Origin of the sequence: Bacillus sp. SM2101 (assembly GCF_018588585.1) — a bacterium.
Lineage (GTDB): Bacteria > Bacillota > Bacilli > Bacillales > SM2101 > Nanhaiella > Nanhaiella sioensis.
Map to the genome: position 1 here is coordinate 55298 of NZ_JAEUFG010000013.1, position 16699 is coordinate 71996.

Below are 16699 nucleotides of genomic sequence, written 5' to 3' on the forward strand. Positions count from 1 at the left end.
TTTCTGATTTTTTAGGCTGTGATATATAAATGTGATGATTCTAATCTCTTTCATGAAAATCTAACAGAATGATGACTACTCTCTTCTTTACTTATTATCACTTCTATAATTATATTAAGAAAAATTATTTATATTTGATAGGGTTTTCTTGCGTTTCTAACTACATACCATCAATATATTTCCTTCTAGGTCTTCAAATAAGAAACCTGAAACTGACCCGGCATTACTAAAGTTATGAACTTTGACTCCTATATTTTTTAATTTATGATAAGACTCTTCAATATCTAAGCTATAAAAAGTGAATAAAGGATGTTTGGGTCTAATTTTTTCTTTTGATCTCCAAGTTAACAAAGTTAAATTTGCACCCTCCATTTCAAGCTCAACAAACCCCTTAGCCAAATCTATTTTTCGAATAGAAAACCCAAGGGTATTTACATACCAATTACTAGCTTTTTCAAGTTCATCAAAGTGTATAAAAGTACAACATATGTTATTTTCAAATAATAATCCCAATATTCTCATTCCTTCCTATTAATGATAAAATTATCAATAATTAAATAATCTAATTTAAATTCAAGAAAGCTCTTAATCGCATCTTTAGGAGTCTCTACAATAGGTTGACCACTCTTATTAAAGGAAGTATTTAACAATATTGGTGTTTGTGTTTTTTCATAGAAACTCCTAAGAAGTCTGTAAAATTTAGGGTTAAAAAATTTGGTAACTGTTTGTAGCCTTGCGGTACCATCACAATGTAGTACAGCAGGAATTTTCTTTGTTTGATCTTTTTTTACAGGGAATACATTTAACATGTAGTAAGAATTAACACTGGTGTCCTCAAAATATTGATTCTGGTATTCGGACAGAACTGCAGGTGCAAATGGCCTAAACAATTCACGTTTTTTAATATGAATATTTAATTTATGTCTATTAGACATGTAACGTGGGTCTGCTAGAATACTTCTATTCCCTAATGCTCTTGGTCCAATTTCGGATTTCCCTTGAAACCATCCTATGATACATCCTTCATTTAATTTAGATGATGTAAAATTACATATATCATTTGAATATTTATAGTCTATTAGTGAACTAAATGAGTTAAGTGATTTTAAGATTTCATTATTTGTGTACTCTTTACCCAAGAACGGAACAAATGGTGTTTTTAATGGTTCCCATTCATTCCCTAGTATTGAATAGTGCATATAAAGAGCGCTTCCAATTGCACATCCAGAATCCAAGGAGGCAGGAAAAACATAAATATTTTTAAAGGGGGTTTCTTTTAATAATTTAGAGTTAGCAACGCTGTTTAAAGCAACCCCTCCTGAAAAGCAAAGGTTAGAAGATCCAGTGTCACTATAAATTTTTTGAGCTAATTTGATTAATATTTTCTCTGTATGATATTGAACAGCATAAGCTAAATCCGCTTTAGTTTGGAATAGTGAAGTAGAATTAGCCAGCTCTATTTTAAGAAAATTTTTCAACTTGTTTAAATCTTCTTTTGACTGAACAAAATGACCTTCTTTATTGAACTGATAAAAATTGTTGAAAGTATTTGTATAAGTATTTCTACCATAAGAGGATAACCCCATTGTCTTACCGTCTTGCAGGAAATGGAACCCTATTCCTTCAGTAACTGCTCTGTAAAATCCACCAATAGAATTATGAGGATGAAATTCAAAGTTCTCTATGGAACTTGAGGTACCATATTGGGAAGATAATTTACTAATATGTGTCTTTTTAGCATGATAAAGGGTTACAGTCTCATATTTGGAATTATTCTTTCCAAAAAAACTCCCACTTCCATCAGCTACCAAAATTGCTGCATCAGTAAATGGAGATGTAAAGTAAGCACTACTGGCATGTGTTAGATGATGATTTAAGAAAGTTGTTTTTCCGCTAAATTTAGCTGCATATCGCGGGTCAAGAATATCTTGTGTAACTATAAAATCTATATCATCCATGGTATATCCAGAATTTTTTAAGCAATAATTGGCGGCTTTATTTCTTGCTAATTTCATATGGGAAACATCAGGTGGAAAAAGTGAATATTTTATTCTATTTAACCTTTCTTCTTCAACTGCTGTTATAACCTTTCCATCTTCAACTAAACAAGCGGAAAAACTATGACCTGATCCACCAAGGCCTAAAATTTTCATACTATCACCTACCATCTGTTTTTCCATGGAAGGATTCCAACAAAATCTTTTGCAAGAAGTTCATATGCTATGTCTCTTTGTGGTGGATGGAACTGTCCAGCTATTACATCCTTATATAGTTCAGATAAATAATTCTTTTTTGACAAAGATTTAACTCCAACTATTTTTAAACCAGTATCAACAATTTCTTTTGCAGATTGTGTTGAGTATTCTTTAGTAATAAGACTAATTTTCTTTATTTCTTTTTTAGATTCATAACTTATCGGCGTATCCATGACTGATTGAAGAGCTTCACACAATTGAATAATTTGAGAGTAACTTGTTTCTAGTTTTATTATCATTTCAGCAATACTATATTGAGATCCAGGGAAGAAGGCAAGCGGTTTGTCAAAATGTGGGACTTTATGTTTAACTGTATGATTCTTTATATACTCTGTAGCACTTTTGGCGATACCGTAATATACAGATGAAATGCTTAATCTGAAAAGGTAACCAAATAAATCAGTTTGGGATATAGATGTGCTAGGCATTAATAATACATCTTCACTTGAAACAAATACATTATTTAGCTCAACACTATTACTTTCAGTATGTTCCATTGAAATGGAATCCCAGTTTTTCTTAATATTAATACCCTGAGTATTTTTATTAACAATTACTACTATTATTCCATGATCCTTTTCTTGATAGTTTTCTATTCTACAATACATGGGTAAATATGTAACAAGTGGTTCCATTGAAATAAAATTTTTAACACCGTTTAATATATACCCACCCTTAACAGGTGAGGCTATAATGTTAAAATCTTTTTCTCTTAATTTATCTGGTGAAACAAAATAAAGCCCCGGTTCATTAAGGGAAGCTAATAGACTTCCCTCATTCAAAACGGAATTAATATATTTGTTTACTTTCTTTCTGTCAGGTAAAAGAAGCTTTAATCCCCATAAAGTATATAAGTGCATGGCAAAGGATAATGCAGTGTGGTGGCATATGCTTGATAGATTACTTATAAATACGAAGTAATCCTTTGGCGTCAGACCTTCTTCTAAGGTTAGCAAATGGTACTCCTCATTGATTAAGTAATCAATTTTTCCTTGTATGTCCTCAACATTAAAATCTCTTAATTTCATTTCAATTTCCTCATAACTCTTCATTATTAAACCCCATTTAGTATATCTTTTCACCTTGTTTCATTTTCTCTTCAGGTAAAAGTAAGTTTCGGATAAGACCATGATCTTTATTAACTTTTTTAGGGATAATATTTCCTTCCCTATCATAGAGGTTGTTAAAATTAGCAAAAACTTTTTTTACATCTTTTGTTGTGAAATGTATAGCAAAAGACCTTCGAAATCGATTTATGGTATCGTTAGAACTGGAACCATGTATAGTATTTCCATCAAATACAACTACATCACCCGGTTGTGTTTTAATACATACTTCATTCATTTCTTCAGAAAGGTTTGTATTAGCATTATTAACTTGTGTGGATAAAATTCCATATGGATGTTCAGCTTTAAGGTTAATTGACAACAAACCATACTGATGGGACTTTGGGAGAAAACAAAGACTACCGTTTTCTTGGTCACTTTCATCTAAGCTTATCCATAGTGCTACATTTTTATCTGGTATACACCCATTATCTATATTGTCTTGATGATATGGCAATGCCTTGGTTTTCGGTCCTTTGAAAAAACAAGTTGTACCAATAACTAAAGGTTCATGTCCTAATAGTTCTTTGGCTATTTCAAAGTTACGATGGTCCAACATAAATTTTCTCACTGTTTCATCTTGGTTCTGCATTTCATGCATTGTTGGGAAGAGGCTTTCGATAGGTAGACTTTTGTCCTGTATAATTTCCTTATCTTTGAGTTTTTTTAACCATAATTTTCTGTAAACTTGTTTTATTTCTTCAACTTCTTCAGGGTTATAAACACCTTTAATAACGAAGTAACCTTGTTGATTAAAAAAAGATAATTCTTCTTTTGATAGAAATGTACTCATAATTCCGCCTCCTCATTTAGAAGACAATAATTTAGATAGATAATCATATGCATCACTTAAAGTGTTAACATCATCAAGATTTAAGTTATCATCCAAAATATCGATATTATATTCCATTTCAAACTCAATCAATAGCTCTATTACACTTGTTGAATCCATATCTAGTTCTTCAAATGTGCTTTCAAACTTCACATTTTCTTTATCTATAATGCCTTCTACTATATTTAGAAACTTTGCTTTATCCAATTATTTCACCTCAGTTAGAAATTTTTGTATGAGTTCAACACTTTTCTGCCTTGGATTATAAGATAAAATTTTCTGTTGTAACTCTCTTGAATTTATAATGCATTGATTTAATCTACTTACCTTATATAGAAGTTCTTCTTTATTAATTTTTTCAGCTGATAATGTTTCAGATATGCCTAATTGGTTACATATACTTGCAAGTTTTTCGTGATCGTCACCTAATGGAATAATTAACATCGGCTTCCCATGCTTTATCACGTTTTGAAGAGTACCACATCCACCATGGGTAATAACATAATCAACTTGAGGTAAAAGTTCATCATGAATAGGAGCATCTTGAACCCATTTTACATTGATGGGAAGATCATCTCCCCACCACTCTTTTGAGTCAGATATGATCACTTCAAACATCGTTTGATTACCATAAGTATTAATTACTGTTTCAATGTATCGATTCATAATTTCTCTATATTCAATCCTTGGTATAGATGAGGTACAGACTAGTATTTTTATTTTTTGAGAGTAAAGTCGACCTGAATTTTTTCTTTCCAGCTGATGATTAAGGTTACCAACTAGAATTGTATTAGGAGGTAATTTAATCTCTTCATTTAAAAGTTCAGGGTATACAAATACTAAATGCCTGTAAGGTGAGATTCCTGCAAGGTCGCCTCTAGAGCGTATTGTTTCTGATGGTAAAGCAGGTAGATTTAAATATTGTCGAAGTTTATTTAAATTTTTTTGATAATCAAGCTGAAGACGACGATTCACTAATGCGCTTCCTGGCATTAACTCAACAGGAAGTGGGATGGTAGTTTGGAAACTTATCCATGGGATTTTTTTTATTTCAGCAATATATGCTGGAGAGGGTTGAGTAGAGTCACAAATAAAGAGGTCAAAATCATGGTTTTTAATTTGCTCTAGGATCTCATTGGAGAATTCTTCTAAATACAGGTTAGGTATCTTATCCCACCCTATTGGAATAAATCCAAGTCCTGTACCTTCTAACAATTTTTTATTTTGTTTGTTCCCAAGCAAAGTAACTTTATGCCCAATGTCTTGTAGTGCTATGCCAATCTCTCTTGCTGGTATAAAATGCCCGAGTAACCTCTGGCTACTTATTAATATGTTTCCCATTTTAAACCCTACCTAATAAAGTATTTTAAACAAGGTGAGGAAGAAACTCTCCATCTTTCATAACTAAATTATTATCAAAGTACATTCTTCCCCTACCGTCCTTTTTTAACATCGATAAAACCAAATCCATGTGAACAGTTGAATTGTTAAAATTATATGAGGTTTTATAGGATTGCCCTAGAGCAAGATGAACGCTCCCCTTCATTTTTTCATCGTAAGCTGATGTGAAAATAGGTCTATTAATATGAGGATTTAGTCCAATTCCAAACTCACCAAAATATTTAGCCCCTTCATCTGAATCTAATATATCCTTAAGTTTTGTATTATTGCTTGAATCAAATGAAATTAGTTCACCTTTTTCATACTCTAATTTTACATAATCAAAGGTAACACCAAAAGAATGAAAAGGAACATTGAATGTAATATACCCATTAACTGAATCTAATACAGGTGCGATGAATACCTCACCACCAGGTAAATTATGTGTACCATCACATATGGTAGGATTAATACCTTTTATCGAAAATTTTAAATTCGTATTGTGTGTAATTATAGAAACTTCATTCGTACTTTTTAATAAGTCCATTAGCCACTTAGCTTCTCTCTTAAACTCCTCATAATTAAACATTAGAACCGAATGTCTGAACAAAGTATTTAATTTATTTGTTGACTGTTTACTTAATTGGGATAAGGCTTTTGATGGGGGATTCAACAGAATCCATTTATTGGTCTCTTGGGCAAAATTCATGAGGGGTTCATAAAAAAATTTATAAAAGGCTTTGAGATTAACTTGGTTAACGGTATTCATTTCAAAAAGATTTGAGTCTTGAGTTACTCCAATAAATCCATTTACATGCCGAATGATTTTTGCCTCATATTTAAACATATTTCTATAAAATGAGGAATCACCTGAATTAATAAGCGCTGTCCATTCACTCAGTTTAATTTCCTTAATATAGGCATGGGCACCTACTTGTCGGATACTCGACAACAGATTTGTTAATAATGGAGTTTCACCAAGACAAAAAACATAAATCTTATCTGCTTTTTTCACTTTCAATGATCTATGAATTACCGAGTGTGCAATGTCCTTCATACCGTCTTTTCAGCAACTTTTTCTAATGCTGTGAAAAACTTTATTTCATTATCTAAAGTCTGTTGCAAATAATCCACTAATTTTTGTTTGTAATCTTTGTGTGGTTGCCTTTTCCATTTCATTAATACACCCATTATTAACGACCAACATTTACATAAATAAAATAATTCTTCAACCCATGATGGATCAAGGTATTTTTGTGGTATTACTTTTCTATCAACTGCTAGTAACCAAAGTTCTCGTAAACGCCTAAAGTAATGAATATCAAATTCAAAAGTCTCCAGCATGTTAACTAATTCATCAGTAGGTGTGTTCCTAATAGTATAAATGAAATCTTTTAAGTGGTTTAGTCCACCCAAATCTATCATATTCTCAACAGATGCTCTAACAAGATTTAAAAAAACTGTATCCCAATCTTCTGTTTCCTTTTGATCAAACGATAATATACCAATACCGTGGGAACTATCCTGTTTCCAACTTTCTAAAAACACATCCCAAGGAATTTTACCAAATTGTCCATCAAAATAATCTTTACTACCAGCTTCATCAATTAATGTCAGTTCCCCTTCATTGGAGTCTATTATTAATGACCAATGAACTAAGTCATGAACGTTATAATATGAAGAGTATGTTGTTTCAAAGGACTTATAGAAGAGCAAACAGTATCCATGGTTTTTTAGTTGTTTTAGGATTAATGTTTTTATATAGCTAGGAGAGATTGAAGTTGATGTTTTTATAGACCATCCCATATTCAATTCAGGTTCAGATCTCCTTAGTAGAAGATTACTATGGGAACAATCAAAATGATTCAGAAATACCTTAATCAAATCTACTTGCCCTTTCCATTCTAGAACTTCTTTCACAGACAATTGTTTACAATCTAAAGTACGTTCACAAAAACCATGTTTATCAGGAAATCTCCAGTCCACAACCTTGGGTACTGTTAGGAACTTCACGAAATTTTGCCTTGTGCTCAAGAAAAAAACTTCCCTTCATTTTAAATCTAATCCAGATTCCTCTCAACTAATTGAACGATGCTAGAAAAAGATTCAAAGTTTTCAAGAATAATTTCTTCATCTTCAATTTCGATATCAAATTCATCCTCAATTTCTACTACTAGTCGAATGAAAGTCATAGAGTCTATACCCAGTTCAAGCAAGTTATCTTCTTTAGAAAATTCAATGTCATTTAAAACACTTTTTAAACACTTCATTATTACTTCTTCATTGTGGGTCATATTCATTATCCTTTCCATTATTATGTCACATACATTATAAATTTGTTTATTGCCAATTTTCTCGGCTAAATTTATCTATTTTTTGTCGGACAAGGTAGTCCTTAAAAAAAGCATTGATACGTTTTTCTAATTCATACACTTTGTAAAACCCATTGCTTATATGACTAAGATGTTCTATATAATTAGTTTGTTGGTACTTAAGTGACAGGCTTCTAAGTTTAGTTAACTCTCTCTTAGATTGTTTGTACAGACCTTGAATCCTTTTAATTTCTTTATTTTCAGATTCATTAATTAGTTGTTGAATGGTTCCTAAATTAAATTTTTTGTGTTGAAGTAGTTTATATTGGATAATATTCCAAAGGATATACTCTTTGGGTGCTAATTTTTGGGGATGTGAAGCTAATTCTTCGAAATAATAGGATAAATATAAATAAACGTGATGACCGTTTGCATATGAACCTTCTTCACAGATGTCTTTGTCAAAAACCTTTGATCTGTCTAAGGAAAAAAATAATTGTGTTTTGTTTATAGCAGGTGACCGTGTAGGATTATTTATAGATATCGAAACAACAGGAAATCCATAATAAGCAAACCACCTTTCCTTATAAAGATGGTCTTTAATTGTAAGATCAAGACATCTTTCAAGTTCTTTGTAAGTAATCTCGAACTCTCCGAAGGTTTGACCGTCAATTTCAAAACCTAGTCCGTTAAAAGTTTGCTTTCTATGGTCGTATCCATAAATTATAGCCTCATGTACAATATTTTTGATTTTATAATATTTAGAGTGTCTTATATGTTTCCAGTTTAGAAAAACCAAAACATAATGATTTTTGTTCAATACCGATATGATGCTTGAATTCCAAGAGGAATCTTTATAAATAGGTACCTCAGATAGAACTTCTGAATAGATTTCCAAGTGTTCTTCCATTCGTACCATGGGAAACTGGTTGACATCCTCATTCTGTACTTTCAAATTTATGAAGTGACTATATATCCAAGGATGCAATTCGGGGTATGCAAAGAGTATACTTAATCTACAATTGTGGTAACACTCGGTTGACAAACCTGGATTCTTATATATAGGTAGAGTGTTAGTCATTGACCATCATCTCAAGAATATATTTTGGCCAAAGTACAGGGTTAGTTCCATAAGTATATACAATAGCTTGAACCCATCTTTCAATACCAAATGCTGTACAACCCGAATAAGCTGATTGATTTTTACTTTTTATATCGAATGATTTAGTTAAAACATCATCACATAAATTAAATGATGCAAGTGAGAAACTAACTTTACTGTTGGGAGTAAAGACTAGTTCGTATTTTCTTTCTCCGGCTCTTTGATAGGAGATTTTACTTCTATCATTTTTAATGAAGAATGGGTCATTTGCGGTTTCGATTTTTCCTTTTAGACCTAATAAATTAAACAAAGTCCAAACTTCTTCTACTAACTTATTCCTTAATTCAGTAACTTTCTCTTGTCCACCAATGTATACAATCTCATACATATTAAAGTCTCTTGATCGAAATGGAGAAATTTGACGTGTATTTTCATGCCGGAAGCATTGCCCAAAGCTAGAGATTACATCAAGATCTTTTTCAAGATCTTCCCCTTCCCTATCGTTATAGGCAAAATAGCAAAGGCATGGCCTTAAGTAATAGTTTGTAGCTTGGAACAAGTCACTTGTATCAAGACTGTTTTCAGTTAGTAATCTGTATTTTTCTAAATCTTCTTTTTGATGTTTAATTTCCGACATCCTATAAGTGTTTTGTGGGAAGTGCAAGGAATATTTACTTTTATCCATTAATAATTTAGACATTATTGTTGGATACTTGGTGTAGGTTGCATTGAATTTTGAACTAATTTGATCCAATAACCGTTTAACAGCTTCATATATCTTTGCGATATCCCCTTCAAAACTAATTCCATCCTCATTTTTTTTAGATACAATAAATTCGCCGGATACTTCACTATCATCACAATTATCTTTAATAACCTTTTTTTTAATCTGCCGATCCTTTTGAGTTATAAGTTTCTCTAAATCACCAAAAAATTTAACTTGTTTATCTCCTTTATATATTACCTTTAGATTCTTATAATCATATGACACCTTGGTAACTCCTGTAGATAATAGATAAATACGGTTGATTAAATCAGGAAAATCTTTTGTTTTTATTTTAGAAATAGGGTAGTTAAACAACATCTTTTATCACCTTTTTAGCCAAAGTTTCCTAAATTATATAGTGATTCGATACACTTTGACTCGGCATAAAACATCAAAAAAACAGGGAATATCTAAAATCTTGACTTTAAAAGCCGAGCATATAAATTTAAGAATCATACATAATAAACAAAAAAAGGTGGGAATGTGGATGTTGAATCTTGATAAATTTGAACATCAAAGTCTACTTGTTTCAAATTTAGAAAAGTCAATCCGTTGGTATAACAAAAGATTAGGCTATAAGCTTGTTCTTTATAACCCAGAGCATAATGCTATTTTATCAATTGATGAACATAAGAAGAATTTTTTAAAGCTGGACGTAGTATCAGAGAATACAAAATTTAAAGGTTCAAAGGTTTTACTTAAATATCATTCTCTTGACAGTATTTATAAGATGCTAAATAAACAAGATGAAAGCATACATTTGAATGGCAATAAAGAGGTTGGAGGGAGTATTTCAATAAGTGATCGTGATAGTAATGAACTATTATTTGTTGAGAAATAGATTTTTAAAAAAAATACCTTTCAATTAATCCGTAACCAGAATCCAAATTGATAGTTATTCAATGAAATAATAGTTTCGGTTCTTCTCTATAAGTCCCAATAACCTTCTTGTTCACTTATTATTCTTGCAACAAAGTAATGGGTTATTTCAGATATGATGTAGCAGAAGTTAGACCTTTTCTAATCTCACTATCAGCCCACACCAGAAGGTGTGGGCTTTCATAACTCTCAACTTTCAATGGAAGAGCTACATCACCACGGAATACCTTCGAGATGTAGAAGAAACAAAATAAACAAACAGGAGATGTGTTAGATTTTGAAAGAGCACGGATTAATAAAAGTATGCCCATGTGGTAAGACATTCATTTGCACAGATGGCGATTGGTTTTGCAGCTTAGAATGCTATGAAAAATGGGAAGACATAAATGGGAAAGAAGATCGATTGAACTTACTACCATTATATAAAACGTATAGTGGACTAGAGGATTACATCTATGAAATTAACAACGTTAAATACAATCTGTATGTGCTTATCAGGAAAGCTTAGAGAACTAAAAATTATGAAGTACTGGAAAAAGACTAAAAATTTCACTACTGATATTTACCCAATTGATTGTCTCCACTTCTTCATGTTAATTGCAATAGTATATCTTCATTAAAACGCTTCTCCAATCCCCCTTTTGATGTGTTTGATCTCCTTCCTAAAGGTTTTTCATAAATATAAAAAAGCGACCTGGAACTGATGAGTTCCAAAGTCACTTGAAATCCATGCTATATATCAATTAGAAAAAGAGGTTTTACCTTGGATAATGTTAATTTCTTCTTTCTCGATATACGCCATATATTGCATAAACTTCTTATGTAACCATATTATGCTATGTTTTTCATCTGACATTGGTATTAATCCTATCAGATAAAATTTATAGTCCTAATAAATGGTATATTTTCAATCCTCTCAACCCAACCGTAAGTTAGTCTTCCTTTACAAGTCACTTCAAATAATATTCTAGTAGAGAAAAACCTTTTATTGAGGAAATTTTAAAATTGTTCCTTTCTCAATAAATGAGAATCCAATACTCAATATTTGATCCCCCCTCTCTCAGAATATGAGACTTTTTCCTCTCAATATTTAAAGAGAGATACTCTCAATTTTTGAGGGGAGGTTTTTCCACAGAAATAGCTCAAATAATCCCTCTCAATAATTGCGGGAGGGGTACAGGTCTCAATAATTGAGAGGAATACATCTCAATTATTGAAAGAATAAGAATTACAATTTTTTAATAATCTTTTAAATATAATTAATATATAACTTAACTTTCGGAGTTTATTTTTGTTATATCCAGTTCCAACTACAATTATGATAATGAGGTCTGATAAGTGGTAGGTATTTCAAGGTCAGAAAGGTCAAAATTTTATTCTATACGTTAATCAGTTGGTTTTTGTTATGTTAGAAGAAATGATTTAGATAAAAGGATTAAGCTCAACTACAATCTTTTTCACACATTTTAAACTAATTGGAATGATCAGCAAAATTAACAGCATTAAGTTATCTCTTTTTCTTCATATGTGAAGACAAGTATCAGTTTTTCATATATCGAACAAAGCACATGAATAGCTTGTTGGTTTATTCATCTAGTTTCTCTTCTATAAATCTCACGATTGATTTCATCACTCTATTCGCTGCTTTCTCGCTCTTCACAAAGATAAGACTGTCATCAGTGTACCTCACGAATCGTAATCCTCTATTTTCTAGTTTCTTATTTAGTTCGTTCAACATAATGTTACTTAAAAGAGGACTGAGATTGCCTCCTTGCGGAGTCCTGACTGATGTTTCTTCATATCTACCATTCACCATGATCCCACTAACTAAGTATTTTCTTATTAGTGAGATAACATCTCCATCGTCTATTGTGTTAGATATAATTCGCATGAGTTTATCGTGGTGGACTGTATCGAAAAATCTTTCGAGGTCAATGTCCAATACCCAATCGTGTTCATCATTCAGAGATTCCAAGCTTTTTATAATTGCCATTTCACAACTTCTTTTTGGTCTAAAGCCATAACTGAATTCACTGAACTGCTTTTAAAATATCGGACTGAGTACTTGATGAATGGCTTGTTGAACTACTCTATCCACTACTGTTGGTATCCCCAATTTGCGCATCTTTCCATTCTCTTTTGAGATTTCCATTCTTAAGGCAGCTTGTGGTTGGTATTTTCTTGTTCTGATGCGCTTGCGCAGTTCATCCTTGTTCTCTTTCAGATGTTGTTTAAGTTCGTCGACTGTTACTCCATCAACTCCACTTACGCCTTTATTTTTATAAACACGCAAGTAGGCTTCATTCATATTTTGATTACTTAGAATTTGTTCTAAAAGCGACACACTCGTTTCCCCTTTCCTCTCACGTAGTAAGTAATAGCTCTATTTTTTGGTTATCCTTTGAGATACGCTCATACTTTCACCATTAACACATTCAGAGTTCGTCACTTACGCATTCGTGGCGTTGAAACACTATAAATTATTCCGCCCTTCATGATATAAATTCATTACTATAGCTTCTGCTGAATTCTTGCGACTAACCTTTTTCGATTGTACTTCTGTACATCCGTAAGACCTCCCAGGGTAAGACAACTATCTTTCCTCTTTTACTCGCCTGATTTACTCTACAAAGTTATGCACATCTTTTGGACTTCAACTTGTCTAGGAGTCTCATCCCTTTGTAAAGCCTTAGTATCAGATTTCTGTTCGTGATGCCAAGACTTTATTCCATGCTTCCTCCAGCCCTTACGTCGCGATAAGTCCCTTGCACTTCCTTAGTGGTTGGTCGATGTGTACCCCCACAGTGGACTTTCACCACCTAGATAGTTGCCATGCCTGGCACACTAAAAAAAGAAGACGTTAGTCACATCTTCTTGTTCTCATTTATCTTTAAATAATTTTCATAAGTAAAATATTCAATTGTAAGATCAGAAGTATCTTCATTAATAATACGACTCAAAATTTCTATACTCATCACATAATATTTATCTTTTAACCAGTCTAGCGTGAATTCATTTTGACAAACAATATGGATGACTGATTGTTGCTTAAATATGAGTGAAGGTCTTATCCATGTATCCAGACTTGGTTTAGATATTTTTTTCTCTATTTCTTGAAGAAAATCTGCCCATATTGATTGTTCTTGAAGTGACATTTTAGTCAAAAGATATTCTCTATGTAAACCTTCTATTTTTAGCTTCTCATCTTTTGACTTTTGACTTTTGGTTTTCATTACTCTTGCATTTACCATTAGCCCAGCTATAATACTTTCCGAACTAATGTTTTCTTTTAATTCTATTCCGTTACATTCTGCCAAAAATTCATCATGTCTTCGCCTTAATAAATCCGGAAGGTCTTCTATGAGTTCTTTTGAAAGCAAGGGAATGTACCGTCTTATTTTGTAAAAAGGAGAAGATTCACCATTATGTCGCTCTCTGTCCATGCGATATAACTTCAAAATAAATCCGTACATTTCTAAAATGTCCAAATACTTGTTAACGGTGTTTCTAGACTTTTTCATTTTAAATACTATTTCATCCATATTAGGAAAACAATAATCTTTTTTACCATAACAATACCTTTTTAGATGAGTGTAAAGAGCAACAGCCTCGCTCCCTAGTATTGCCCCCCAGAAGTCGAATAAATAATTATGAATTAACGTGAAATCTTCACCAGAAGTCCTTACGTCTATACCATTGTTATCAAGATTAATAGCTTTAATTTCTTCAAATTCAAGTATTCTTTTTTCTAAAATAGGCTTACGAACATGAATTATCTTACCGTTTCGTTTCGTAGGCTTTATTTGGATTTCTCCAGTAGGTACTAGACGATAATGTATGTATCGATCAGCTTTATAATTCGAGTAAAGGTCTTCTTTCAAACTAGTAACCTCCTAACTTTTGAATAAAATATAATTCAGCGCATCTTATTTTGATTCTAGCAAAATTAGGTGATATAATTGAGACTGATATAAAAAAGGCAATATAAAACTAGCGTTTCAGAAAAAGGATCTTTTACATATATATTTATGTTGATCTATCATTCAAAAAATATCGTAGTAAGATTAGGCAAACCTTATTACAACAAACTAGAATTCTCCGACGAGCAAATTGGGGGATTTTGTTGTATTTACATCAAGTTTTTAAGGGTTCAACAAAGTATACTCCTTTTATACTAGGACAGGATTAAACGGACGGTATAATATGTGGATATGACTAAATAATAAAACTATAAAAGCAACTATAGTTTTTCCTACATAAATTGACATTCTCCTATATTAGCGATAATTCCTAGTTAAATATAAAACACTGTATATATATGGTCACAAGTTACATAGTTAGAATTTGTTCGTTAATAGGATTCTTTTTTAGAAATGGGAGTGTCAATAAGTTTGTGTAAATTAAGAATACTCTTCTTGTAGTAAACCATCTTTTTACTCTTTAAACATGGTTAAAAGATCTGAACGAGCTTTATCAAATCCTATATGGCAACGAGTTGTAAAGCGTTGATTGTAGCTTTCAAATTGTGATACTAAGAATCTTTTAAGAGAATTTTCATTTGGAAATTGCTCTTTACGTTTGGTGTATTTTTTAATCTGTTTATTAAAGGATTCTATTAAGTTAGTTGAATAAATACTTCTCCAAATAGGTTTGGGGAAGCTGTAAAAAGTGAAAATATAAGGATTTTTGAGTAGTGATTTGTTCACTTTTGGATAGAAAGCTTTCCATTTTTCTACGAAATCTTGAAGTGCTTGTTCCCCCTTTTCTTGACTATCCGCTCTATAAACTAATTTAAAATCATTACAGATTTCTTTTCAATCTGAAACACGCACTTTATGAGAAATACTACGTGAAATATGTACACAGCATGATTGATATTTAGCATCAGGATAGATGGAAAAAATACTGTCAGTAATGCCGTTTAAGCCATCAGAGATGAAAATAAAACTTCAGCAACACCGCGTTCTTTAAGATTTTCTAGGAGCTCTTTCCAAACAAATGCAGACTCCGTAGGAGCAATCGTGTAACCTAATACTTCTTTGGAGCCATCCTCACGGATGCCAACAGCTATATAAATCGCTTCCTTCGAAACCGTTTCTCGTTTTACAGCGATATACGTTGCATCTAGGTAGATACAAACATAACGTGACGATGGCGCACGTGACTGAAATGCTTCTACTTGTTCATTCATAGATTTCGTCATATTTGAAATTGTTTGTGGTGTATAGTAATGTCCATACATTCTTTCAATTAAGTCTGAAATTTCAGCCATTGTTACACCCTCCTGGAACATATGAACTACAAAGGATTCTAAGGTATCATTTGAGCGCTTATAAGGTGCAACAGTTTGTTTTTGAATTCGCCGTTTCGATCACGTGGAATAGTAATTTGTAAATCACCAAACTCTGTATGAAGGGTTCTCGTGTAAGAATCGTTTCTTGAATTTCCAGAATGAAAGCCAATACGATCATATTTTTCATAGTCTAAAAAAGTAGTTAACTCAGTGGCTAATAAAGTGTTCACAGCCTTTTCAAGGTGTTTCCGGAACACTTCAATAATATCCTCTTTTTTGACTAGTGCTTGTATGATTTCTGTTGTAAAATGATCCATAGGGAAGTCCTCTTTTCTTTGGGTTAGTTTTGGTGACTTAATTCTACAAGAAAAGGGCTTCCTTTTTCTATTTATACATTTACACAAAATATTTTACACTCTCTTAGAAATGGCAAAAAAGAATTTATAACAAGCTTTTCTTGTATTAAGTTAATTATTTAACAATTTAGGGTTAATCCTTAAAGCAAGTTATGAAAATGGATTGAAAAAGCCTGTCACTTGCAGACTTTTTCATATCCCAACGAAATGAATATTAATGAGCACAGTTAATTGTTTAATTATTGTATTGCAAAGAATATCATTTAATAATGATAAGGAAAATTTGATCTAAAATTTGTTATTAAAGTGCTAATATTAATAGAAAAAAAAAGTCAAAAGTCAAAAGTCAAAGTATATCTTAAAGTATTGAACAATAAATAATGGCTTAGATTAATTTTCCTATTGCAAAGATTAATCT

The 16699-nt window shown here is 31.9% G+C and carries 14 protein-coding genes and 2 pseudogenes; 1 reads left to right on the forward strand and 15 read right to left on the reverse strand.

Annotation, left to right across the window (positions count from 1 at the left end; all coding sequences use genetic code 11):
• Nucleotides 1-156 precede the first annotated feature (156 nt).
• From JM172_RS13985 to JM172_RS14035, 11 genes are all read right to left on the reverse strand, one after another.
• A complete protein-coding gene (locus tag JM172_RS13985) occupies nucleotides 157-513 on the reverse strand; it encodes a VOC family protein (RefSeq protein ID WP_214482982.1) in 357 nt (118 codons plus the stop codon).
• A 5-nt stretch (nucleotides 514-518) separates the two neighbouring features.
• On the reverse strand, nucleotides 519-2180 hold the full coding sequence (locus JM172_RS13990) for a carbamoyltransferase family protein (RefSeq protein WP_214482983.1): 1662 nt from the start codon (nucleotides 2178-2180) through the stop codon (nucleotides 519-521).
• Nucleotides 2162-3283 (reverse strand): acyl-CoA dehydrogenase family protein, encoded by a 1122-nt coding sequence (locus tag JM172_RS13995; RefSeq protein WP_214482984.1) that lies wholly within the window; start codon nucleotides 3281-3283, stop codon nucleotides 2162-2164. The genes JM172_RS13990 and JM172_RS13995 overlap by 19 nt, the downstream gene beginning before the upstream one ends.
• A gap of 37 nt (nucleotides 3284-3320) precedes the next feature.
• Nucleotides 3321-4154 carry a phytanoyl-CoA dioxygenase family protein gene (locus JM172_RS14000; RefSeq protein ID WP_214482985.1) on the reverse strand — a complete coding sequence of 278 codons (834 nt, stop codon included), beginning with the start codon at nucleotides 4152-4154 and terminating at the stop codon, nucleotides 3321-3323.
• 12 nt (nucleotides 4155-4166) lie between these two features.
• Entirely contained in the window at nucleotides 4167-4400 is a 234-nt protein-coding gene (locus JM172_RS14005; protein ID WP_214482986.1) for a phosphopantetheine-binding protein, read from the reverse strand.
• The gene (locus JM172_RS14010; protein ID WP_214482987.1) at nucleotides 4401-5534 is read right to left on the reverse strand and encodes a nucleotide disphospho-sugar-binding domain-containing protein; all 1134 of its coding nucleotides are present in this window, start codon (nucleotides 5532-5534) and stop codon (nucleotides 4401-4403) included.
• A gap of 25 nt (nucleotides 5535-5559) precedes the next feature.
• Entirely contained in the window at nucleotides 5560-6630 is a 1071-nt protein-coding gene (locus JM172_RS14015; protein ID WP_214482988.1) for an aminopeptidase, read from the reverse strand.
• Nucleotides 6627-7607 (reverse strand): hypothetical protein, encoded by a 981-nt coding sequence (locus JM172_RS14020; protein WP_214482989.1) that lies wholly within the window; start codon nucleotides 7605-7607, stop codon nucleotides 6627-6629. The genes JM172_RS14015 and JM172_RS14020 overlap by 4 nt, the downstream gene beginning before the upstream one ends.
• Before the next feature lie 26 nt (nucleotides 7608-7633).
• Complete coding sequence (locus tag JM172_RS14025; RefSeq protein ID WP_250886672.1) at nucleotides 7634-7843, reverse strand: phosphopantetheine-binding protein; 210 nt, start codon at nucleotides 7841-7843, stop codon at nucleotides 7634-7636.
• Between the two features lie 70 nt (nucleotides 7844-7913).
• Nucleotides 7914-8795, reverse strand: coding sequence for a hypothetical protein (locus JM172_RS14030; RefSeq protein ID WP_214482990.1), 882 nt, complete (start codon nucleotides 8793-8795; stop codon nucleotides 7914-7916).
• Nucleotides 8796-8958: 163 nt separating this feature from the next.
• Nucleotides 8959-10071, reverse strand: coding sequence for an aminoacyl--tRNA ligase-related protein (locus tag JM172_RS14035; RefSeq protein WP_214482991.1), 1113 nt, complete (start codon nucleotides 10069-10071; stop codon nucleotides 8959-8961).
• Nucleotides 10072-10240: 169 nt separating this feature from the next.
• Here JM172_RS14035 and JM172_RS14040 point away from each other — a divergent pair, with 169 nt between their 5' ends.
• Complete coding sequence (locus tag JM172_RS14040; RefSeq protein WP_214482992.1) at nucleotides 10241-10594, forward strand: VOC family protein; 354 nt, start codon at nucleotides 10241-10243, stop codon at nucleotides 10592-10594.
• A 1623-nt stretch (nucleotides 10595-12217) separates the two neighbouring features.
• On the opposite strand, the pseudogene JM172_RS24810 reads toward JM172_RS14040, so the two are convergent.
• From JM172_RS24810 to JM172_RS14055, 4 genes and pseudogenes are all read right to left on the reverse strand, one after another.
• Nucleotides 12218-12661 (reverse strand): annotated as a pseudogene (locus tag JM172_RS24810) (reverse transcriptase domain-containing protein); the annotation flags it as partial.
• Nucleotides 12662-12676: 15 nt separating this feature from the next.
• Nucleotides 12677-12976 (reverse strand): reverse transcriptase family protein, encoded by a 300-nt coding sequence (locus tag JM172_RS24815; protein WP_250886674.1) that lies wholly within the window; start codon nucleotides 12974-12976, stop codon nucleotides 12677-12679.
• 520 nt (nucleotides 12977-13496) lie between these two features.
• Nucleotides 13497-14513 carry a DnaA N-terminal domain-containing protein gene (locus JM172_RS14050; RefSeq protein WP_214482993.1) on the reverse strand — a complete coding sequence of 339 codons (1017 nt, stop codon included), beginning with the start codon at nucleotides 14511-14513 and terminating at the stop codon, nucleotides 13497-13499.
• A 552-nt stretch (nucleotides 14514-15065) separates the two neighbouring features.
• Nucleotides 15066-16242 (reverse strand): annotated as a pseudogene (locus JM172_RS14055) (IS256 family transposase).
• Nucleotides 16243-16699: the final 457 nt, after the last annotated feature.